This window comes from Pseudomonas viciae, from assembly GCF_004786035.1.
Lineage (GTDB): Bacteria > Pseudomonadota > Gammaproteobacteria > Pseudomonadales > Pseudomonadaceae > Aquipseudomonas > Aquipseudomonas viciae.
Window position 1 is genome coordinate 5,413,076 of sequence record NZ_CP035088.1, and the last position, 22,777, is coordinate 5,435,852.

At 60.4% G+C, this 22,777-nt stretch carries 14 protein-coding genes; 7 read left to right on the plus strand and 7 right to left on the minus strand.

Going from position 1 to position 22,777, the window contains the following annotated elements; translation table 11 throughout:
- The first annotated feature begins 155 nt into the window (after positions 1–155).
- The 6 genes from EPZ47_RS23955 to EPZ47_RS23980 all read left to right on the plus strand — a co-directional run bounded on the left by EPZ47_RS23955 (position 156) and on the right by EPZ47_RS23980 (position 10,295).
- Positions 156–2,447, plus strand: coding sequence for a GGDEF/EAL domain-containing response regulator (locus EPZ47_RS23955; RefSeq protein ID WP_135846993.1), 2,292 nt, complete (start codon positions 156–158; stop codon positions 2,445–2,447).
- Entirely contained in the window at positions 2,444–4,318 is a 1,875-nt protein-coding gene (locus tag EPZ47_RS23960; protein ID WP_135846994.1) for a two-component system response regulator, read from the plus strand. Before EPZ47_RS23955 ends, EPZ47_RS23960 begins: the two co-directional genes overlap by 4 nt.
- Before the next feature lie 43 nt (positions 4,319–4,361).
- Positions 4,362–5,321: a cytochrome-c peroxidase gene (locus EPZ47_RS23965; RefSeq protein ID WP_135846995.1), complete on the plus strand. Its 960-nt coding sequence runs from the start codon at positions 4,362–4,364 to the stop codon at positions 5,319–5,321.
- Entirely contained in the window at positions 5,318–7,120 is a 1,803-nt protein-coding gene (locus EPZ47_RS23970; protein WP_135846996.1) for a DAHL domain-containing protein, read from the plus strand. Before EPZ47_RS23965 ends, EPZ47_RS23970 begins: the two co-directional genes overlap by 4 nt.
- Positions 7,117–8,523, plus strand: coding sequence for an ATP-binding protein (locus tag EPZ47_RS23975; RefSeq protein WP_135846997.1), 1,407 nt, complete (start codon positions 7,117–7,119; stop codon positions 8,521–8,523). Before EPZ47_RS23970 ends, EPZ47_RS23975 begins: the two co-directional genes overlap by 4 nt.
- Positions 8,524–8,675: 152 nt before the next feature.
- A complete protein-coding gene (locus tag EPZ47_RS23980) occupies positions 8,676–10,295 on the plus strand; it encodes an FMN-binding glutamate synthase family protein (RefSeq protein ID WP_135846998.1) in 1,620 nt (539 codons plus the stop codon).
- Positions 10,296–10,434: 139 nt separating this feature from the next.
- On the opposite strand, the gene EPZ47_RS23985 is transcribed toward EPZ47_RS23980, so the two are convergent.
- Complete coding sequence (locus EPZ47_RS23985; RefSeq protein ID WP_135846999.1) at positions 10,435–11,856, minus strand: amino acid permease; 1,422 nt, start codon at positions 11,854–11,856, stop codon at positions 10,435–10,437.
- 512 nt (positions 11,857–12,368) lie between these two features.
- Between EPZ47_RS23985 and EPZ47_RS23990 the strand changes: the two genes are divergently transcribed.
- Positions 12,369–15,476 carry a transglycosylase domain-containing protein gene (locus EPZ47_RS23990; protein WP_135847000.1) on the plus strand — a complete coding sequence of 1,036 codons (3,108 nt, stop codon included), beginning with the start codon at positions 12,369–12,371 and terminating at the stop codon, positions 15,474–15,476.
- 21 nt (positions 15,477–15,497) lie between these two features.
- Here EPZ47_RS23990 and EPZ47_RS23995 read toward each other — a convergent pair whose 3' ends face one another.
- The 6 genes from EPZ47_RS23995 to EPZ47_RS24020 all read right to left on the minus strand — a co-directional run bounded on the left by EPZ47_RS23995 (position 15,498) and on the right by EPZ47_RS24020 (position 22,745).
- Entirely contained in the window at positions 15,498–15,992 is a 495-nt protein-coding gene (locus EPZ47_RS23995) for a CS1 type fimbrial major subunit (protein ID WP_135847001.1), read from the minus strand.
- A gap of 175 nt (positions 15,993–16,167) precedes the next feature.
- Positions 16,168–17,433 carry a hypothetical protein gene (locus EPZ47_RS24000; protein WP_238346771.1) on the minus strand — a complete coding sequence of 422 codons (1,266 nt, stop codon included), beginning with the start codon at positions 17,431–17,433 and terminating at the stop codon, positions 16,168–16,170.
- Between the two features lie 149 nt (positions 17,434–17,582).
- Entirely contained in the window at positions 17,583–18,788 is a 1,206-nt protein-coding gene (locus tag EPZ47_RS24005) for a hypothetical protein (RefSeq protein WP_238346772.1), read from the minus strand.
- A gap of 94 nt (positions 18,789–18,882) precedes the next feature.
- Positions 18,883–19,365 carry a CS1 type fimbrial major subunit gene (locus tag EPZ47_RS24010; RefSeq protein ID WP_135847003.1) on the minus strand — a complete coding sequence of 161 codons (483 nt, stop codon included), beginning with the start codon at positions 19,363–19,365 and terminating at the stop codon, positions 18,883–18,885.
- Positions 19,366–19,410: 45 nt separating this feature from the next.
- Positions 19,411–20,154 (minus strand): molecular chaperone, encoded by a 744-nt coding sequence (locus tag EPZ47_RS24015; RefSeq protein WP_135847004.1) that lies wholly within the window; start codon positions 20,152–20,154, stop codon positions 19,411–19,413.
- A gap of 68 nt (positions 20,155–20,222) precedes the next feature.
- Entirely contained in the window at positions 20,223–22,745 is a 2,523-nt protein-coding gene (locus tag EPZ47_RS24020) for a CS1-pili formation C-terminal domain-containing protein (RefSeq protein WP_135847005.1), read from the minus strand.
- Positions 22,746–22,777: the final 32 nt, after the last annotated feature.

Genomic DNA, 22,777 nt, shown 5'->3' on the forward strand with positions numbered 1-22,777 from the left:
AGGCAGGAATTGCCATTACAGGCCGAGCGCATCCCGATGAGCCGACTATGCTGTACCTCATGAAGGGCCAAGTACAGGCCAGAATACTCATGCCACAGAAAGGGATATCAGATGCTCCCACGGTTCTATAGTCAGCATCAAAGCGGTGCACGGCCATGAGCCTGCCGATGGAGAAAGGCAATCGGCGGATCCTGATTGTTGACGACACCCCGACAATTCATGAGGACTTTCGAAAAATCCTCAGCCCCCAGGTGACCACCGAAGACAGCCTGAGCAGCGCCGAAGAAGCCCTGTTCGGCGCGCCGGTGGTGGTTTCCAACCAGAGTTTCGTACTCGATTCGGCGTTCCAGGGCATGGAAGCCTTGAATAAAGTCGAATCAGCGCTGGCCCAGGGGCAGCCCTTCGCCATGGCCTTCATCGACATGCGCATGCCACCAGGCTGGGACGGCCTGGAGACCATCGAACGGCTGTGGCGAGTCGACCCCAAGCTGCAAGTGGCCCTGTGCACCGCATACTCGGACTATTCCTGGGAGGACATCTCCGAGCGCCTCGACTTGGGCGATCGCCTGTTGATCCTGAAAAAACCCTTCGATGCCATCGAGATCCGCCAGATGGCCAGCGCCTTGACCGTCAAATGGCAAATGACCGAAGACGCAGCGCTGAAAATGGACATGCTCGAACGGGCAGTCGAGGAACGTACCCGGGAGCTCGCCGACGCCAACATCATCGTGCAGAACAGCCCGACCATCCTCTATCGCCTGCGCGGCGAACCGCCGTTCCCGTTGATGTACATCTCCCACAACATCACCAAGTTCGGCCATTCAGCGGCGCAACTGATCAATTCGCCGGATTGGGCGCAAATCCTGATTCACCCCGACGACCAAAGCAAAGTCGACGACGCCATGGTGCGCGTCCTGGGTCGCGATACGGCGGGCGCCTCCATCGAGTTCCGCATGCGCACTGGCGACGACACATTCCGCTGGGTGGAGAATCGCTACATTCCGGTGCGCAACGAGCAGGGCCTGCTGTTGGAGGTGGAGGGCATCATTCTCGACATCACCGAGCGCAAGCTGGCCGAAGAGAAGATCGCCCTGCTGGCCCGCACCGACGGCCTGACCGGGCTGGCCAACCGCGCCACCGTAATCGAGCGCCTGCACCAAGCCTTCGCCGCCGCTCGTCGGGGAGCGGCGCCGTTTGCGATGTTCTATCTGGACCTGGACCACTTCAAGCGGATCAACGACACCTTGGGCCACCCCATCGGCGATCTGTTGTTGCAGGAGGTCGCCGCGCGCATCAAGGCCTGTACCCGGGAAAACGACGTGGTGGCGCGCCTGGGTGGCGACGAGTTCGCCATCCTGCAACTGGATGTCCATGAAGCGACCCATTGTGCCGCGCTGGCGGCCAAGATCCGCGATACCCTGGTGGCGCCCTACTCCCTGGACGGCAACGACGTGCGGATCTCGGTGAGCATCGGCATCGCCCTGTACACCCCGCAGAGCCTGAGTGCCGACAGCTTGATGGCGCAATCCGACATGGCGCTCTACCGCTCCAAGGAAAAGGGCCGCAACCAGTACCATTTCCACAATGAAGAAATTAACCAGGAGGTCACGGACCGCGTCGCCCTGGCCAATGACCTGCGCCAGGCCATCGAAAACAAGGAACTGCAACTGCACTACCTGCCGGAAGTCGACCTCGGCACCGGCAAGATCCTCGGCATGGGCGTGCAGGTACGCTGGAACCATCCGCAGCGTGGCTGGTTGGAACCGGCGGCCTTCATGCCGGCCGCCGAGAAAACCGGGATTATCATTGGCCTCGGTCATTGGGTGCTGGACCAGGCCTGCCAACAGATGCGCCAGTGGCGCGACCAAGGCATGGCGCCCCCGGTGATCGCCATCGACCTGTCCCTGACCCAGCTCAAGACCGGCCCGGAACTGATCTACGACGTGCTGCGCACCACGGCGCGTTGGGAACTGGCGCCCTGGGACCTGCGTTTCGACGTCACCGAAGCCACCCTGGCCCAGACCAAATGGACCCACAACGACGTGCTGCCGCGCCTCTGCGAACTGGGCGTGCAGATCGCCATCGATGATTTCGGCACCGAATATTCTTCGTTCGACTACCTCAAGACCTATCGGGTCAACCACCTCAAGCTCGCCCAGCGGTTTCTCGACAGCGCCAACGACGATCCAGAGAACGCCGTGACGTTGCGGGCGATCATCAACTTTGCCAAGGATGTGGGCATCGGCATCATTGCTGAAGGCGTCGAGACCCAGGAGCAGCGCACCACGCTGATGTCCAGCGGCGGGGCGATGCAAGCCCAGGGGCATTACTTCAGTACCGTGGTCGATAGCGGCCAGGCCGCCGAACTGCTCAAGGCCGGCACCATTGTTCCGGTAACGGACCACTGGACCCGACCTGCCAACCAGCTATCGGAGAGCAACCCATGAACCCCATGTCGGTGCCAGCCAACCGGCGAATCCTGGTGGTGGACGACACACCGGCGATCCACCAGGACTTTCGCAAGATCCTCAGCCCTTCCGCCGGTAACGATGACTCACTGGACGACACCGAGAGCCTGCTGTTCGGTACACCGCAAGTCAACCGGCTGCAATTTCAGATCGACTCGGCCTATCAGGGCGAAGAAGCCCTGGAACTGGTCAAGCGCGCCCAGGCCGAAGGCCAGCCCTATGCGCTGGTGTTCGCCGACATGCGCATGCCCCCGGGCTGGGACGGCCTGCAAACCATCGAGCAACTGTGGAAAGCCGACCCGCGCCTGCAAATCGCCCTGTGCACGGCGTTCTCGGATTATTCCTGGGAAACCATGGCCGAACGGATCGAGTTCGATGATCAGTTGCTGATCCTCAAGAAACCGTTCGACACCCTGGAAATCCGCCAGATGGCCAGTGCCATGACCTGGAAATGGCAGCTGGCCCAGGACGCGGCGAGAAAAATGCGCAGCCTGGAGCGCACGATTGAAGAGCGGGTCCAGGAACTGCTCAAGGTGTCTCACCTGCTGCAATACGACGTGCTCACTGAGCTGCCCAACAGCATGTTGCTGGGCGATCGCCTGACCCAGGCCATGGCCCAGTGTCGCCGGCATGACCGGCAACTGGCGGTGATGTTCATCGGCCTGGACCGCTTCAAGCGCGTCAATAACGCGCTGGGCCATCCGGTGGGCGATGAAATGCTCAAGCGGGTGGCCCGGTCGCTGGCATCCGTGGTGCGTGAGTCCGATTCGGTGTTTCGCTACGGTTCCGACGAGTTCGTGGTGCTGGTGGGGGACGTCGCCGACCCGCAACAGACCAAAGGCGTGGCGGAAAAACTGCTGGCGGCCATCAACACCCCTCAACCCATCGACGGCCATGACCTGACTGTCACCGCAAGCCTGGGCGTCAGCGTGTATCCGGCCGACGGTTTCGATGCGGTGGCGCTGATCAAGAAAGCCGAGACGGCGATGCGCAATGTCAAGGAAACCGGCCCCAACGATTACCGGTTTTTCACCGAAGACATGAACCGCCGGGCCCGACAGCAACAGACCATCGAGTCCGGCCTGCGCCTGGCGCTGCAACGCAAAGAGTTCGTACTGCATTACCAGCCCAAGCTCGACCTGACCAGTGGCAAAGTCGTCGGCGTCGAAGCCCTGGTGCGTTGGAACCGCCCGGAGCATGGCCTGGTTTTCCCGTCAGACTTCATCCCGGTGGCCGAGGACAGCGGGCTGATCGTGCCGCTGAGCCAATGGGTGCTCCAGGAAGCCTGCCAACAGGCCTGCCGCTGGCAAGCCCAGGGGATGCGGCCGCTGTACCTGTCGGTGAACATCTCGGCCATCGACTTTCGCCAGCGCGGCTTCGTCGAAGGCATCGCCCGTACGCTCAAGGAAACCGGATTCGACCCGACACAGTTAGAACTGGAGATCACCGAAAGCGTGCTGATGCAGAACATCGATACCACCGTCGCCACCCTCAAGGCCATCAAGCACCTGGGGATACGGCTGGCCATTGACGATTTCGGCACCGGCTACTCAAGCCTGAGCTACCTGCAAAAATTTCCCGTGGACGTGTTGAAGATCGACCAGTCGTTCGTGGGCGACCTGAGTATCGACAGCAACGACGCCAAACTGGTCAGCACCATCATCAGCCTGGGCAAGAGCTTGAACCTGCACATCATCGCCGAAGGCGTGGAAACCCTTGAGCAGTTGGAGTTTCTCAAGCTCCACGAGTGCGAGGAGGCCCAAGGTTATTACTTCAGCAAGGCGGTGGAACCACAGGCCTTCGCCGACTGGATGACCGAATGGGAAAAACGCCAGAACCCGTTTTCGTGAACAGCTGAGACTCATAAACCAAAAGTTTCAAGGAAAACATCCCATGGCATCACATGGACTGATTCTGGCTTTCGGCCTGCTCGTGGGATTAAGCATGGCCGCCCATGCTGAGCCGCTGGACGAACCCCTCAAACCACTCCCTCCCGCCCCGGCACTGGACCCCAAGCGCGTCCAGTTGGGCCAGCGGCTGTTCCATGACCCGCGCCTGTCGGTCAACAACACCCTGTCCTGCGCCAGTTGTCACCGCCTGGACAAGGGCGGTGCCGACGACAAGCCGTTATCCCTGGGCTTTGACGGCAAACCGGTGGAGGTCAATACGCCTACCGTGTTCAACGCCAGCCTGAACTTCCATCAGTTCTGGGATGGCCGCGTCGACACCTTGGAGGAACAGGTAAACCTCGTGGTAACCAGCCCCGTGGAAATGGGCAGCACCTGGGAATCGGTGGTCAAGCGCATCGCCGATGACCCGGGCTATGCCAAAGACTTTAAAGAGGCGTACCCCGACGGCGTCACCCAACGCAACATCCAGGCGTCCCTGGCCGACTTTGAACGCACCCTGCTGACCCCCAACTCGCGCTTCGACCAGTATCTGCTGGGCGATACCGACATCCTGACGCCCCGGGAAAAGTTCGGTTACCAGCGTTTCAAGGAATACGGCTGCATCGCTTGTCACCAGGGCGTAAATATCGGCGGCAACATGTTCCAGAAATTCGGTGTGATGGGCGACTACTTCAACGACCGGGGCAACCCTACCCGGGCCGACGAAGGGCGCTTCAACATCACGGGCGATGAAGCCGACCGCCAGGTTTTCAAGGTACCCAGCTTGCGTAACGTGGCGGTCACCGCCCCCTATTTCCATGATGGATCCGCGCCGACCCTCGAGCGCGCGGTGGAGGTCATGTTCAAGTACCAGTTGGGACGCGAGCCGGTGAAGAACGATATGCAATTGATCGTCGAATTCCTCAAGACCCTGACCGGTGAACGGGAGGGCAAGCCCTTATGACACTCCTTCGTCGCATCGGTCTGGCGCTCATCGGCCTGTTGCTGGCTTCCGTCCTGCTGTTCATGTACATCAATTCAGGTGCCCAACAGGCCGCCTCCTACATAGAATCCCGGGACCTGATCCGCCTGCTCAAGCAGCAGGATGCCATCTGGGACAACGAAGTGCTCAAGGCGCGGATTGCCCTGAGCCACAATTACGACCCCCTGGTCTCGCCGCTGCACGAGATGGCGCGCCTCTGGCAGCGCCTTGACGCCATTGAATCGGAGCCGGGTCGCCACAAGCCGTCACTCTGGGAGGCCCAACGCGACGAATACCTCAAGGCCGTCAAGGAAAAAACCCGTCTGGTGGAACAGTTCAAATCCCACAACTCGGTGTTGCGCAACTCCCTGCACTTCCTGCCCACCGCCGAGGACGACATCCAAGGCCAGTTCGCCCGACTGCCCGACACGTACAGACTGGAGTTGCAGAACGTTGCCATCGATACCTACGACCTGTTGCTCAGCAGCATGGAGTTCGCCCAGGTCAGCACCAGCGATACAGCCGCCGAGGTCCTGCTGGGTTTGAACCAGCTGGATGTCAACAAGGAGCGCCTGCCGGAGGGGCTGCGCAACTCCGTCGAAACCGTGCGCAAACACATTGGGGTGATCCTGCGCGAACAGCCCCAAGTCAATGAGTTGCTACAGGGAATCGAAGCGATCCCCGTGGCCGATCGCCTGGATACCATCACCAACCTGCTTGAGAAAGACCAGGAAAAAGCCGCCGCCAAGTACCAGCGCAACCACGTTTACCTGCTGGTGTTCGCCACATTCCTGGTGCTGATCCTGATCTGGCTGGCGATTCGCTTGGTGCGCAGCTTCGCTGAGATCAAGCGGGTCAACAACGCCCTGCAAACCGCCAACGACGAGTTGGAACAACGGGTCGAAGAGCGTACCCGCCAGCTCAAGGATACCCAGAGCGAGTTGATGGACACCGCCCGCCAGGCCGGCATGGCGGAAATCGCCACCAACGTCCTGCACAACGTAGGTAATGTGCTCAACAGCGTGAACATTTCCGCCGACCTGATCAGTCGTAAACTGCGCAGCAGCAAGGCCCAAGGGTTGGGCAAGGCGATGCAACTGATCAACGAGCATCCCCACGACCTGGGGCACTTCCTCACCGAAGACGAAAAAGGCAAGCTGCTGCCTGGCTACCTCAACCAACTGGTCGAAGCCATCGCGGTCGAACAGCAAGGCCTTACCGACGAACTGGCCCAGTTGAGCAAGAGCGTGGACCACATCAAGGACATCGTTTCCACCCAGCAATCCTATGCCGGCGCCAGCAGCCTGCTGGAGCCCCTGGTGGTCAGCGAGTTGCTCGAAGACGCCTTGCGCATGAACTCCGGCGCACTCACCCGCCATCATGTTACGGTGATCAAGGAATACGGCGACGTGCCGCGGATCATGGGCGACAAACACCGCTTGCTGTTGATTCTGATCAACCTGATCAGCAACGCCAAATACGCCATGGGGGGGATTTCCAACCATGCACGGAACATGACCCTGAAGGCCGAAGTCGTCGATGGCGAGACTCTGCAAATCAGCGTCAAGGACGAAGGCGAAGGCATTCCGGAGGAAAACATGACACGCATCTTCGCCCACGGTTTTACGACCCGTAAGGAAGGCCACGGTTTTGGCCTGCACAGCTGCGCATTGGCGGCCATTGAAATGAACGGCCACCTCACCGCCCACAGTGAGGGGCCAGGCAAGGGGGCGACGTTCCAATTGCAAGTGCCCCTGAAACTCGCAGAAGGTGAACCATGAATAGCATGAGTAACCGCCGCATCCTGCTGATCGACGACACGCCCGCCATTCATGATGATTTTCGCAAGATCCTCACCCCGCAGGATGAGAGCAACGCCGACTTGCAGGACATGGAAAGCGCGCTGTTCGGCGAAGCGCCGAAACCTGTCACCACGGTGTTCGAACTCGACTCGGCCTATGGCGGTCAGGAAGGCTTGAACAAATTGCTGGAGGCGACAGCCAAAGAGCGTCCTTATGCCCTGGCCTTCGTCGACATGCGCATGCCCGAAGGCTGGGATGGCGCCAAGACCATCGAAGAACTCTGGAAGCGCGACCCGCTGTTGCAGGTGGTGGTCTGCACGGCGTATTCGGATTATTCCTGGGATGAACTGCTGGACCGCCTGAACGGCCATGATCGGTTACTTATCCTGAAAAAACCCTTCGACAACATCGAAGTCCAGCAGATGGCCAACACCCTGACCACCAAATGGGAAATGACCTCCCGTGCGCAACTGAAAATGAACAAGCTCGAGGACCTGGTGGAACAGCGGACCCTGGCGTTCAAACAGGCCAGCGAGCTGCTGCAAATGGAAATCGACGAACGCAAGATGCTGGAAAGCCAGTTGGTGCAGTCGGAAAAACTCGCCTCCCTGGGTCAGTTGGCGGCCGGGGTGGCCCACGAAATCAACAACCCGATCGGTTTCATTTCCTCCAACCTGGGCGCCCTGGACGGCTACTTTGGCAAACTCCAGGAAATGCTCACGGCCTATGGCAGCGCCGAGGGGGCCATCGCCTCGCCGGAACTGGTGGTGAACTTGAGGAAGTTGCGCGAACAGGTGGAGCTGGACTTCCTCGTCGAGGACATCCCCTTGCTGATCAAGGAATCCAAGGATGGCATCGGCCGAGTCGGGCAGATCGTCAAGGACCTGAAGGACTTCTCTCGTGTGGATTCCAACCAGGAATGGCAGATGGCCAATTTGCAGCAGGGCATGGATTCGACGTTGAACATCGTCGCCAATGAAATCAAGTACAAGGCCGACGTGGTCAAGCAATACACCCCGCTGCCGGAAGTCGAATGCCTGCCCTCGCAGATCAACCAGGTGATCATGAACCTGATCGTCAACGCCGCCCAGGCCATCGGCCCCGAACGCGGCACCATCACCCTGCGCAACGGCGTAGTCGGTGACCGCGTGTGGATCGAAGTGGCCGACAACGGCTCGGGCATCCCACCGGAAACCCTGCAAAAAATCTTCGACCCGTTCTTCACCACCAAACCCGTCGGCCAGGGCACGGGACTTGGGCTGTCACTGTCCTATGGCATCGTGAAAAAGCACCACGGCGAGATAACGGTACACAGCGAAGTCGGCGTCGGCACGACGTTCCGCATTGAACTGCCGATGCGGCAGCTGAAACAGGCGGTCTGAACGCAAACCGTGCTTGATAATTCACTGGATTCGATCGTTCCCACTGTGTGGGAACGATCGAACTGGCCTTTGTGGCGAGGGAACTTGCTCCCTCGCCACGGATTGCATTCCAAGCTAATGTCTCGCTAATTGCTCAAACCCAAGGAAACCGCATGAGCCTGTCTCTGTTGAGCCGTTACGCCTTTTTTGCTGGCTGTGTGATCTTCACCCTCGCCAGCCTGCCGTTTCTGCAACACGACTGGCTCTGGCCATTCACACTGGTGACCGGGCTGTTGAGTCTGCTGGGGCTGTTCGACCTGCTGCAAAGCCGCCACGCCGTGCGGCGCAACTATCCGATCCTGGGCAATATCCGCTACCTGGTCGAAGGCATCCGTCCGGAGATCCGCCAGTACCTGCTCGAATCCGACAGCGACGCCCTGCCCTTCTCCCGCGCCCAACGCTCACTGGTGTATTCCCGGGCCAAGAACGAAAGCGCCGACAAACCGTTCGGCACCTTGATCGACGTCTACCAGACCGGCTTCGAATTCATTGGCCACTCCATGCGCCCGGCACCGCTGAGCGACCCCAGCGGTTTTCGCGTGACGGTCGGCGGTCCGCAATGCACCCAGCCATACTCGGCCTCTGTGCTCAACATCTCCGCGATGAGCTTCGGTTCCCTGAGCGCCAACGCCATCCGGGCGTTGAACCAGGGCGCCAAACTCGGCAACTTCGCCCACGACACCGGTGAAGGCAGTATCAGCCCCTACCACCGCGAACACGGCGGCGACCTGACTTGGGAGCTGGGCAGCGGCTATTTCGGTTGTCGCACCAGCGACGGGCGCTTCGACCCGGAGCGCTTCGCCGCCCAGGCGCAGAACCCGCAGGTGCGAATGATTGAAATCAAGATGAGCCAGGGCGCCAAACCCGGCCATGGCGGAATTCTGCCCAAGCACAAAGTCACCCGGGAAATCGCCGAAACCCGCGGCATCCTCATGGGCGAGGATTGTGTTTCGCCGTCATGCCACAGCGCGTTTTCCACACCGATCGAATTGATGCAGTTCGTCCAGCAACTGCGTGAACTGTCCGGTGGCAAACCGGTGGGCTTCAAGTTCTGCCTGGGTCACCCGTGGGAATTCATGGGCATCGCCAAGGCCATGCTGGAAACCGGGATCCTGCCCGACTTCATCGTGGTGGACGGTAAGGAAGGCGGCACGGGCGCGGCGCCAGTGGAATTCACCGACCACATCGGCGCGCCACTGCGCGAGGGCCTGCTGTTTGTGCACAACACCCTGGTGGGCCTGAACCTGCGGGACAAGATCAAGCTCGGCGCCAGCGGCAAGATCGTCAGCGCCTTCGACATCGCCAGCGTCCTGGCCATCGGCGCCGACTGGGCCAACGCCGCGCGCGGCTTCATGTTCGCCATCGGCTGCATCCAGTCTCAAAGCTGCCACACCAACAAATGCCCCACCGGCGTCGCCACCCAGGACACCCTGCGCCAGCGCGCCCTGGTCGTCCCGGACAAGGCCCAACGGGTCTACAACTTCCACCGCAACACCCTCAAGGCCCTGGCCGAAATGCTCGCCGCCGCAGGCCTCGAGCATCCATCGCAATTGCAACCCAAGCATTTGGTGCGGCGTATGTCCGCGACTGAAATCAAGTTGTTTTCCCAGTTGCATGTGTTCTTGAAGCCGGGGGAATTGCTGACCGGTGAGGTCAATGGGGCGTTTTATTCGCGGATGTGGCAGATGGCGCGGGCGGACAGTTTTGAACCGCGGGAGGTGACGGCGGCGTAGCGGCGGTACTTAATCCTGGGTTCTGTCGGTAGCCGGTCTACTGTAAGAACTAACAGGTGCCCCGCCCGTGGGTTCACCGGCCGCCCCAACAAAAAGCCCCGATCATCCGACCGGGGCTCTGTTTTACATCGCGGTTAACTTACGACGCCGAACGCACCGCTCCCTGCACGTCACCGGTCGGTTGCAACTTGAAGGTATAAAACAGCACCGTCAGCAGCACCAGGAACGCCGGGCCCACGTACAAGGCCACGCGGGTGTCCGGGAAGTACGCCATCAGGCCCACCACCAGCACCAGGAACGCCAGCGCCAGGTACGAACTGACCGGGTACAGCCACATGCGGTATTTCAGGGCCGCACGCTCTGAAGCGCTCAGGCTTTTACGGAATCTGAGCTGGGCCAGCAGGATCATCACCCAAGTCCAGATCGCGCCGAAGGTGGCGATGGAGGTCACCCAGACGAAGACTTTCTCTGGCACCAGGTAGTTGAGCAGCACGCCCAGAAGCAATGCCGCGATGGACAGCAGTAGCGCGCGGCGCGGCACGCCGTTGGCCGAGGTGGTGGCAAAACCGGCCGGGGCCTGGCCGTTCTGCGCCAGGCTGTAGAGCATCCGCCCGGTGCTGAAGATGCCGCCGTTGCAGGACGACAGCGCCGCGGTGATCACCACGAAGTTGATGATCCCGGCGGCGGTCTTGATGCCCAGGCGCTCGAAGGTCATCACGAAAGGGCTGCCCTGGGTGCCAATCTCGTTCCACGGGTAGATCGAGAGGATCACGAACAGCGCGCCAACGTAGAACAGCAGGATCCGCCAGAACACCGAGCCGATGGCGTTGGGGATGGTTTTCTGCGGGTTCTTCGCTTCACCGGCGGTCAAGCCGATCATCTCCACGCCCAGGTAAGCGAACATCACCATTTGCAGGGACATCAACACGCCCTGCATGCCATTGGGCATGAAGCCGCCGTGGGTCCAGAGATTGGAAATGCCCAGGGCCACGCCGTCGTTGCCAAACCCGAAGGCGATGATGCCGACGCCGCCGATGACCATGGCGATGATGGTCACGATCTTGATCAGGGCGAACCAGAACTCGAACTCACCGAAGGCCTTGACCGCGATCAGGTTGATCGAGCCCATGCTGATCAGTGCGGCCAGGGCCCAGATCCAGCGGGGCACGTCGGGGAACCAGATGCCCATGTACACCGCCACCGCGGTGATCTCCGCCACGCAAGTCACCAGCCACAGGAACCAGTAGTTCCAACCGGTCAGGAAACCGGCCAGCGGCCCGAGATAGTCCTGGGCATAACGGCTGAACGAACCGGCCACCGGGTTGTGCACGGCCATCTCACCGAGGGCGCGCATGATCACCAGGATCGCCAGGCCACCAAGAATGTAGGAGAGCATGATCGCCGGACCGGCCATTTCGATGGCCTTGGCCGAACCGAGGAACAGCCCGACACCGATACAGGCGCCAAGCGCCATCAGGCGGATATGCCGCTCACCGAGCTCACGTTTGAGCGGACCACCCTGAGCGGTCTCGCCATGGGGCAGATGATTGCCGACAGGCATAGGGATACAACCTCGTCTTGTTATTGGATTAACCACCGAGTCTCCAAAGCCGCAGGTTGGTAAACCTGCCACCTTGCCGAAACCAGTCTGCTTCGTGGACAGACCGCCCTGTAGAACAACGCCCTCAGGGTCAGCGGGTCGTGCAGTATAAAAAGCCAGGGATAGAGAGTTTCACTGTAAAACCAGGGAAATTCAGGGATAAGCCGCAGTAAAAACTGGGTTTATGGAGATGCATTGCCTGGGATTGCAGATATTTCAGCGATGTAAACGCAGGCGAGTATTGCACAGAGAGGGTGCAGCGTCATGCCGTGGCACAGCGACGGCGTTCGGCATCCGATGGCTCTAGCACAAGGCTCTTTGGCACAGTTGAGCCTGCGGCGAGGGAGCCCATTAGACAATGACGTCAACGAGCCCTTGTGAATTGGCTGCCAACAATTTCCCCTCCCCCCACGCCAACCACCGTCTAAGCTTCAACCAAGTCCGATCAATCTGCGTGAATGGATCAGTCGACTATGGGCGCTTTGTGGCAAACCGATTCGAATACTCCTATGGCCCCGACTGAACGTATGGAAGAAGCACCTTTACCCCCAAAAAAACGCCGCGCACGACATGGCTGGCGGGCGTTTTGGTTGTTGCTGTTGATTATCGTCGTAGTGGTCGGCCTGGCTGTGGCCAAGGAAATGCGCACGTCGCGATTTCAGGCCCGAGAGATCAGCAAGTACGCCGCGTCCTTGAGTTATTCGGTACAGCCGGGGGCCAGCGATGCCATCGTCTATCCGGGTACGGGCCCGTTCGACCGGCGGTTGGGCTATAGCTCAATGGGGGAATTCCTGCCGCGCTTGCTCAAGCGCGATTATGTGATCCAGGCCCAGGCGCGCTTTTCGCCGGCCTTGATGGACTACGTCGAAAGAGGCCTGTTCGTGCCCTACGCGGAGAAGATCCAGGTCGGGCTGACCATTACCGATTGCCGCGCCGCACCGGTGTATCAGTTCAAGTACCCGCAGCAACTGTATGCGAGTTTCGAAGCGATCCCGCCGGTGGTGGTGCAAAGCCTGTTGTTTATCGAAAACCGCTTTCTGCTCGACCCCAAGCAACCGTTGGCCAACCCGGCGGTGGACTGGCCGCGCTTCGGCATGGCGGCGTGGTCGCAAGTGGCCAAGCTGTTGAGTTTGCCAGGGCAGTCCGCCGGCGGCAGTACGCTGGCGACACAACTGGAAAAGTACCGCCACTCCCCCGAAGGCCTCACCGTGTCGGGCGCGGAGAAGATCCGCCAGATGATTTCCGCCAGCGTGCGCGCCTACCAGGCGGGCCCGCAAACCCTCGAAGCACGGCAGCGGATCGTGCGCGACTACCTCAACAGCGTGCCGCTCTCCGCCGTGCCCGGGCATGGTGAAGTGCACGGTATGGCTGAGGGCCTGCGGGTCTGGTACGGCGCCGATTTCAAGCGAGCCAATGAGCGCCTGTTCAGCACCGCGACGGATCCCCAGAGCCTGGCGGAAAAAGGCCTGGCCCTGCGGGAAATGCTGTCGTTGATGATCGCCCAGCGCCGGCCGTCCCATTACCTGTCCAAGGGCCGCGAGGAACTGGCGCGCCTGACCGACAGCCACGTCCGGCTGTTAGCGCAAAACGGCGTGATTGACGGCGCGCTGGCCGAGGCGGCCCTGGCGAGCAAGGTCAGCTATCGCGACTGGGTCCAGGACCCGACCGTGCAGCCCAACGAAACCAACAAAGGCATCAGCGCCGCCCGCAGTCGCCTTGCCACACTGCTCAACCGTCCTTTATACGACCTCGATCGCCTGGACCTCTCCGCCACCAGCACCTTGCAAAGCGACTTGCAGGCGCAGGCCACCGAGTACCTCAAGCGCCTGGCCGACCCGGCGTTCGCCGCCGAGATCGGCCTGATGGGTGAACGCCTGCTGACCCCCACCAGCACCACCCAGGTGCGCTACAGCTTCACCCTGCTGGAACTGACCCCCGACGGCTCGCGGGTACGCGTGCAAACCGACAGCACCGACCAGCCTTTCGATATCAACGAAGGCAGCAAACTGGAATTGGGCTCCACCGCCAAGTTGCGGGTCCTCACCACGTACCTGCAGATCATCGCCGAACTGCATGAACGTTATGCCCAGGAGACCCCGGCGGCGTTGAAAAAAGTCGAGGTCGCCGAGCCGGACCACCTCTCGCGCTGGGCCGTCGACTACCTGATCCAGAACAGCGACCGCAGCCTGCCGAAAATGCTTGAAGCGGCGCTGGATCGCACCTATTCGGCCAGCCCGGGCGAGGCGTTTTTTACCGGCGGCGGGCTGCATACCTTCCACAACTTCCGCAACGAGGACAACGGGCGCATCCCCACCTTGCGCGACTCCCTGCGTGAATCGATCAACCTGCCGTTCATCCGCCTGATGCGCGACCTGGTGCGCCACGCCACCTACGCCGGGCCGAACAACAGCTCCGAACTGCTCAAGGACGACAAAGACCCGCGCCGTCAGGAATACCTGGCCCAGTTCGCTGACCGCGAGGGCACTTCGTTTCTGCTGAAGTTCTGGAAGAAGTACCAGAAGAAAGACACTGGCCAGCGCCTTGAAACCTTTCTCGACGGCATGCGCCCCACTGCGATCCGCCTGGCCGCCGTGCACCGCTACTTCTTTCCCGGCGACAGCCAGGAGAGCTTCAACCTCTTCGTGCGCTCACACCTCAAGTCGGCCAAGAGCGCCGAAAAACTGACCGACGAACGCCTGGAACGGCTCTACCAAAGCTACGGCCCCGGCGCCTATGACCTGCCGGACCAGGGTTTCATCGCCAAGGTCCACCCGCTGGACCTGTGGTTGATGGGCTACCTGCTGAACAACCCCGACGCCAAATTCAGCCAGATCGTCAAGGCCAGTGAGTTCGAGCGCCAAGAGGTCTACAGCTGGCTGTTCAAGAGCCGGCACAAGAGCGCCCGGGACAGTCGCATCCGCACCATGCTGGAAATCGAAGCGTTCCTGGACATCCACCAGCGCTGGCAGAAAGTCGGCTACCCGTTCGACCATCTGGTGCCTTCGCTGGCCACCGCCATCGGCAGCTCCGGCGACCGCCCTGCCGCCCTGGCGGAACTGGTAGGCACCATCCTCAACGACGGTATCCGCCAACCGGCGCTGCGCGTCGACAGCCTGGACTTTGCCGTCGATACGCCATACGAGACACGGCTGGTGAGCAACCCGGATAACGGCAAGCGGGTGATGCCGGTGGAAGTGGCCCGGGCCCTGCGCGGCGCGCTGTCCCAGGTGGTGGATGCCGGCACCGCGAAACGCGTTGCCGGCAGTTTCAAACTGGCCGACGGGACCCCGCTGGCCATGGGTGGCAAGACCGGCACCGGCGACAACCGTATCGAAGCCGTCGGTTCCGGGGGACGGGTGATCAGCTCCAAATCGATCAACCGCACCGCCACCTTTGTGTTCTACATCGGCGACAGCCACTTCGGCACTCTCACCGCCTTTGTCCCGGGGGCTTCGGCGCAGAACTTCAAGTTCACCTCAGCCCTGCCGGTGCAAGTGCTCAAGGGCATGGCGCCGTTTCTCTCGCCTTACCTGCAACCGGGTAGCCATACCCAGTGCAAGCCGTTGGTGGCACGGCAATGAGTCACGGCGTGGCGCGCTGAGTTACAGGCTGACCCGAGGGACCGCATCGTAAATGACGGTGAATTGGCCGGTGTACAAGCCCGGCTGGCGCTCGACCGGCATGGCAATCGGACGAATGACCATCTCGGCCTGAGTGCCCGGCGTGGACGTGGCATCATCCACTACTTCTCGAGGCGAGCCATTCAGGTACACGCCGTTAAAACTAACAATCAGGGGAATGTCAATCCGGCCATTGTCCAGATAAACCTCGCCCTCCTGTATGTAGGCATGGATCGAGCCGTCGGTATTTTTCACGTCAAAGGTCTGGCGTACGAAACTCAAGCTGTTTTTCACGGGATCGTAATACATGTATTCATCCCTACCGAACTCCGGATCGCGAGGCTGCACATGGAACTGCTTGTTTGGGATATTCGCAGTGATGTGAATGGATGCCCGTGCGTCATCAGCTGCGGATACCCACGAGGAACTCAAGGTAGCGGTGCCCAACACAGTGGTGCAGATAAGTTTTTTAAGCATGGTTAACTCCTGTTTACAGCGATTAAAAAACAATAAGTGTGCTGGCCTGAATCCCGCGCCCACCCCGGAACCCAAATGTGGGAGCGAGTCTGCTCGCGATGACGGCGGCACATTCAACATGGGTGCAAGCTGACCCACCGCTTTCGCGAGCAAGCTCGCGCCCACAGGGGATCACCTAAACCTCTGAATCCCAGATCACCGTGACATTGCCGCTGTAGTGCTTGGCATCCCCGGCCAGCATTTCTTCCACCTGATTGCGGCCGACTTCGAAATGCAGGGTGCCCGGCCTGCGGTCGATGTAGTGCCCCGGCTGGAACAGCTCGGTGCCGCTGCCGTCGAGGTAGAGCCGGCGGCGGTTGACCGGCTGGCCGGCTGCGTCGGTCAGGCCGTTGGGCAGGGTCACGCTGACATTGACCGGCACCAGGTTGCCGGCGCTGGGAGCCCAGAGCATGCAGGTGTTATCACTGGCATCGGCGAATTGGCATTGCAGGTTCATCTTGAAACGCGATGAGGCCCATATATGGAAGGTCTGGTCACGAAACAGCCGCGTTGGTTTTTGCCCCTGGTTCAGCCAGGTTTGCCAGCCGCCTTGGGGTTCGAGCACTACTTTATTGCCGCCAGGAGGCACTTCGACCTTGAGGGTATGTTCGACATCAAGTTTGAAATTGAGCGCGATTATTGAATCATTCGGAATCATCACATCGCCCATATCGAAGTCCTGCCCCGGGCCAACGCTATACGTCAGTGAGCCCGTGTATTGGCCGGCCGACATGTTCAAGGGGTTGGGGGTACGCAGCTCATAGGCAAAATCCAGGTAACGGTAAGTCATGCTGGGGATCAAGTAACGAGCTCTTTTGGCACATACACCTTCTACCGGGGTCGTCCAGAAAAAACCGTACCAATTAACGTTATAAGGTGCATTACCGCCGAATCGACATGGCGAGGGTGCACTGACCCAGCTAGAGCCCCATAACATGTTATGAGCCTTTAAAGCGTCAACACCTCCACCGACCAAGTCGGCTGCGTTAACAGGAAGTCGGTATTCCGAACCTATGCCGGACAAACGTATTTCAACGACTTCAGTTTCACCCGTACTTGCATGGGTTACTTGTAGCGAGCGCCAACCGGCAGGCACTTTGAACATCGCACCTTGCCGAGCGTCCCCATGATTCGCCTCGATAGGAAGGGTCGAACTGAAAGTGATAGGCAAGCGAATGCTGAACATCGTCTTACATTGATTTGGAAATGACGCGCAGTAACCCGTGGTCGGGGTGGTATTGCGAAATTTATTCTCTTGAGGCTTAGCTGGGTCCGGCCTGAAGACTGCAGTGATCTCCCGGGTCAGCGCATTGGCCGTCGAAACCCCTGTCAACAACAAGGCAAAAACCGTGACTGCGCGGCACAACGAAACACCACGCTCGAAGATGTTTGAATGACTCATTTTCACTCCAATAAAACTGCGGCGGGCAAGCCCTATATCTGTGGGAGCAAGGCTTGCCCGCGATGGCGGCGGTACATTCAATATCGATGCAAGCTGACCCACCGCCATCGCGAGCAAGCTTTGCTCCCACAGAGGTCAGTAGGAATCACCTAGATTTCCGAATCCCAGATCACCGTGACATTGCCGCTGTAGTGCTTGGCCTCCCCGGCCAGCATTTCTTCCACCTGATTGCGGGCGACTTCGAAATGCAGGGTGCCTGGCCGGCGGTCGATGTAGTGCCCGGGCTGGAACAGTTCGGTGCCGCTGCCGTCGAGGTAGAGCCGGCGGCGGTTGACCGGTTGGCCGGCGGCGTCGGTCAGGCCGTTGGGCAGGGTGACGCTGATATTCACGGGCACCAGCAGGCCGGAACTGGGTGCCCAGAGCAGGCAGGTGTTATCGCTGGCATCGGCGAATTGGCACTGCAGGTTCATCTTGAAACGTGACGAGGCAGAAATATGGAAGGTCTGGTCACGGAACAGGCGCGTTGGTTTTTGCCCCTGGTTCAGCCAGGCTTGCCAGCCGCCCTGGGGTTCGAGGACTACTCGGTTGCCGCCGGGGGGGACTTCGACCTTGAGGGTGTGCTGGACTTCGAGATTGAAATTGAGGGTGATCGCCGAGTCGTCCGGGATCATGACGTCGCCCAGGTCCACGTCCTGCCCTGGCCCGACGCTATAGGTCAGCGATCCGGTGTATTGCCCGGATGACATCTTCAATGGGTTAGGTGTGCGTAGCTCGTAAGCAAAGTCCAGATAGATGTATCTCATGCTTCCGTGAGGGATCAGGTAATTAGCCCTTTTCGCACATACGCCCTCCGTCGGCGTTTTCCAGAAAAAGGAGTAGGTCCTATCGGTATAGCCTCCGACTCCACCGTATCGACATGGCGAGGGCGCATACACCCAATCAAGACCGGTCCATAACATCTGGTGGGCTCTTAGGCTACTCACATCTCCACCGACCAATTGGACCACATCACTATCGGGGAAAAATTGTTGCGATCCCACGCCGGCCCAGCGCACTTCAACAACCTCTGTTTCGCCCGTACCCGCATGAGTAACTTGTACCGGGCGCCAATTGGCAGGCACTTTAAACATCGCACCTTGCCGAGGGTCTTCATGACCCGCCTGGATAGCGCCGATCGCATTGGCAGAGACACGCAATAGAATGCTGAACATTCCCGTCGCTCTGCACTCCGACGGCCTAGCTGCGCAATATCCACTCACCGGCGTAGTGTTAGTGAACTTGTTCTCTGTGGGTTTCGCAGGATCAGGACGAAAAAGCGCACTGATATCCTGCGTCAATGCATTGGCCGTCGGCATGCCTGTAAACAACAGAACAAAAACCGTGACTGCGCGGCGCAACGAAACACCGCACTCAAAGATGTTTGAACGACTCATATCCCCCTCCCCCAAACTACGGCGCAATCGCATCAAACACCATATGCACGGTCCCGTAGTAATCCCCAGGCGCATACTCCTCAGCCGTCTTGACGGCGATGATTTCCAACCCCACGCGCCGACCGGGCCGGGCCTCGGCAGCCGAGACCACCTGGGCCGAATCCAACGTCAGCTCAACGTTGTTGAACAGCACCCGCAGGTCGATACGCTCACGGCCGTTGGACAGGTAGGCCTCCTGGTCCAGTCGGGCACCAATGGCCCCGTTGATGTTCTTCACTTCGTAATTGGTCCGCAGCGGAATGAGCCCGGCGGTCAGGGAACTGAACAACATCGGCTGTTCGCGCTCGACCAGTTGCGGATCGACCGGCAATACGTGGAAGTCAATCGTCGGGATGGTGACGAAGAGTTCGAAGGTCTCCCGCTCCTCCGCCCCCCAGGCTGCCATGCTCGGCAGCGCCAGGGTGGTGAACAGCAGGGTGTGGATCAGTGTCTTGAACATGGTGATTACCTGTGGCGTCAACGACGGTTCGGCGAAGGCACGCCGTCAGCCTTTGATCTCGACGGTTTTTTTCTCGGTGCCTTCGATCAGGTCGAAGCGGTATTCACGCCCCGGCTCCTTATCGAACGCGAAGGTACGACCGGCCATGACGTGGTGCTTGGTGGTGGGCCGGCAATCGTTGTCTGTTTTCGCCAGGCAATCCTTGAACTCGTCGATCACCACCACACTGTTGCCGTTGTTGCGCAGCAAGTAGCGACTGGCGCTGTTATCGATGACGGTCTCGAAACGAGTGTCCTTGGGCCGGACGAAAAACACCGTGCCGAAACCGGCGAGCACCTTCACCCCGGCGGCAACGCGTTCCTTCTTGTATTCCTCGCGCTCCTCGGCGCTGACCGCAAACTCGTCCTCGGCCTCCGGCACCACCGGCACGAAGCGCACCCGGAAGTAGCGCTCTTTGCTGCGGTCACCCATGAATAGCAAACGGGTACCCTGCATGGCGTTGGCCGGCACGATCAGCCGGGCCGGGCTGGCCATCAGACCGTTCCTGGCGAGGACGCCGTCCTGATCCTCCAACGGCACCTCCTGATAGCTGCCGTCCTCGCCGTAGAGAATCTCCAGGATGGAGACCTTGACGAACGCCGTGGACGTCCCGCCGTTGAAGATCCGTTTCATGTAGGTGCTTTTGTCGCCCTCGAGGTAGTCGTAGACCACCCCGACATTAATCTGCGGCCCGGCCTGGGCCATCATGGAAAGCAGCGACACACCACACAGAGCCAATAAGCGCTTCATTACCAAACCTCTCCAATTGAAGGCGGCCGATGGCGACCGCTTCACGCAATACTGTTGTTAAAACGCGTTCAACCTGCCGTTTCGAGCGGGTTGCCGGTGCCGGCCAGGGTGTCCGGCGTACAGCGCAGATCGCCGATCAGCAACACATCGCCGTCGTTGCTGGCGTTGTCCGGGTCGAGGCGGAACTGGCAGAGCAAGTCGTTGCCATAGCGCACCTCCAACGTCGGCGAGCCGGCGTTCATCTCCATGGAGAAGAACCCGTCCACTTCGCTGACCCCGCGACTGGCGTGATTGATCACGTGATGGCCCTTGAGCGGCTGCCCCTGCCCGTCCAACAGGCGACCGAGCACGGTCACGGTTCGCATCACGCTGACCTTGCGGTAGTCCACGCCGCCCTTGTTCAAGTGATAGCGGGTGCGCGAGGGGGCGATGGTGGCCGCTGGCGGGTGGATGCCGTCGAAGTCGAAGGTGAGCATGCTGTTTTGATAAGCGGTGATGGGCACGAAATTGCGGCCCGGACGCAACGTGGTGGTGCCACCGGTCAAGTCGTCGGCGAGCAGGACGATATCGTCCAGATCGGTTTCCACATCGACGATCATCCCCGAGCCGCCACTCTGCGACAGACCGGTGAAGGCGACCTTCTGGCTGCCCACCGCGACCGTGCTGCTCAGGTTCAAGCCACCGGTGAGGTTGTCGTTGTAGGAAGAACGCTGGATGAAGCCGTCGCCATACAGCGAATCGGTTTCGAAACTGGCCAGGCCCGACAGGCCCACGCCGTAGGTATCGACCAGGGCCGTGGCGGACACGCTTTGCAGCACATGGTCTTCAAGCGTGCGGCGATAGGTTACCGACCCGTTGTGGTCTCGGTCGCCGTCGCGCGAGGTGCGGGTGCCAATGCTGCCCGACCAATATTCGCCCGGCCCACCCAGGGCCACGTTGACGCTCAGGTCCAGGCCGCGATTGCGGCGGTCGGCGGTACTCGAGGTGGCCGGGCGGTCGAACACCGACAGCCGCCAATTGGCATCGCTACCACCCAACTTGCCGCGCTGGGACCAACCCAAGTCCAGGCCGGCGCCCTGGACATTGCCTTCGCTGTAGAACAGCCGCCCGTTGACCGATGTTTTGTTGCTCAACCGATGGTTGACCGACAGCGAGGAATTGCTGGTCTGTCCGACGAACACGTTGCGCTGACGAATGCGCGTGCCATCGGGCAAGGTTTCGTAGGTGTTGCGGGTGTCCAGCCAACTGCGGTTGTGGCTGGCCACCACGCTACCCAGGCCGTAGCTGTACAGCCCTTGCAGATCCATGCCGGTGCCGTACTGCTCGGTCTGGTAGACGTTGGCAAACAGGCTGGTGTTGCTGGCCAGCGTCCAGTCCAGCGAGGTGCCGTACTGCAACTTGTCTTGCACCTGGCGGGTGGATAACCCCAGCACCACCCGAGGATGCAGCAAGTAGTTCAGGCCCACACCGGCGGTGGTGAAGCCTGTGGGCTGGTCATCCCAGTTGCTCAGCAACTTGGTCTCGCGCCCGGCGAACACGTTGTAGCGCCAGCGATCATCGGCGCTGCTCCAGTTGTTGGGCTTGTAGACCAGCTCCTGGGTGGTAGCGGTGGTCTGGCCGTCTTCGATCAGCCGCACTTCCACTTCATAGATGCCGCCGGGCAACGGCCGGGTGTCGAGGCTCTGCAACCCGGCGCTGACTGCCTGGGTGTTGATCAACAGGCCGTTGCGGTAGATCTCCACCGCGGCCTGACGGCTGGCGGTGACATAGATCGGATACACGCTGGGCTTGGGATTGTTGATGACCAGGCTGTCGGAACTGCCGTACATGACCCCGATCGCCGTGTCCGGGGTGGCGCCGAACGAGCGGATCTGACGAGTCAGGCCATTGGAGCCCGGCATGAAATAGCCCAGGCGGAAAAAGCTGTCTTCCATCTCGCGCTGGGTGAACAGCTCGTGGACGGCGTGATAGAGCTTGTCGTCCGGACCGCCCTGGCGCGACAGCTGCAGGTCGAAGGACTGGGTCCAGTTGCCCAGGCTGGAACTGGCATTGAGGCCATAGCGCCCGCCAGTGTCTTGCTCCTGGCCACCGTTGAGATTGAGTTGGTTATTGAAGATCAGGCCGAGGCTGCCCTCTTGTGGCAGGTCGTGGAAACGCTTTTCTGCGGTGCCGCGCTCGACCTTTTCGGTGAGGATCGACACCAGGGAATGTTCAAGGCTGTAATGCACCGCCAGCAACCCCAGGGTGCATTGAGACTCACAGGCGCCGAGGGGGCGTCCCTGTTTGAGCAGGTGCTCCCATTGATCACGGTCGGCTGCCGAAATCGGGCTGTCCTGGGTATCGGTGAATTCAAGCAGGGTCATGCGATCGTCCCGGGTCAACACCACCATGGCTTCGCCGAGGTACTGTTGATCGAGTTCTATACGAACCGCCAGAGGCACGTCGAAAAAGTGGGCTTCAAACTCGTCCGGCAGCCCCTTGGCCTGGGATAGCAGGCTTCTGGGCGTCGTACCGGGGGCAGTCGGCGCAGCCAATGCACTCGCGCACAAACACAGCGCAAGGGCACCCGCGATGGGTGTCATCGGAAACATCAACGGATTCTCACAATCAGCGAACGATCAGG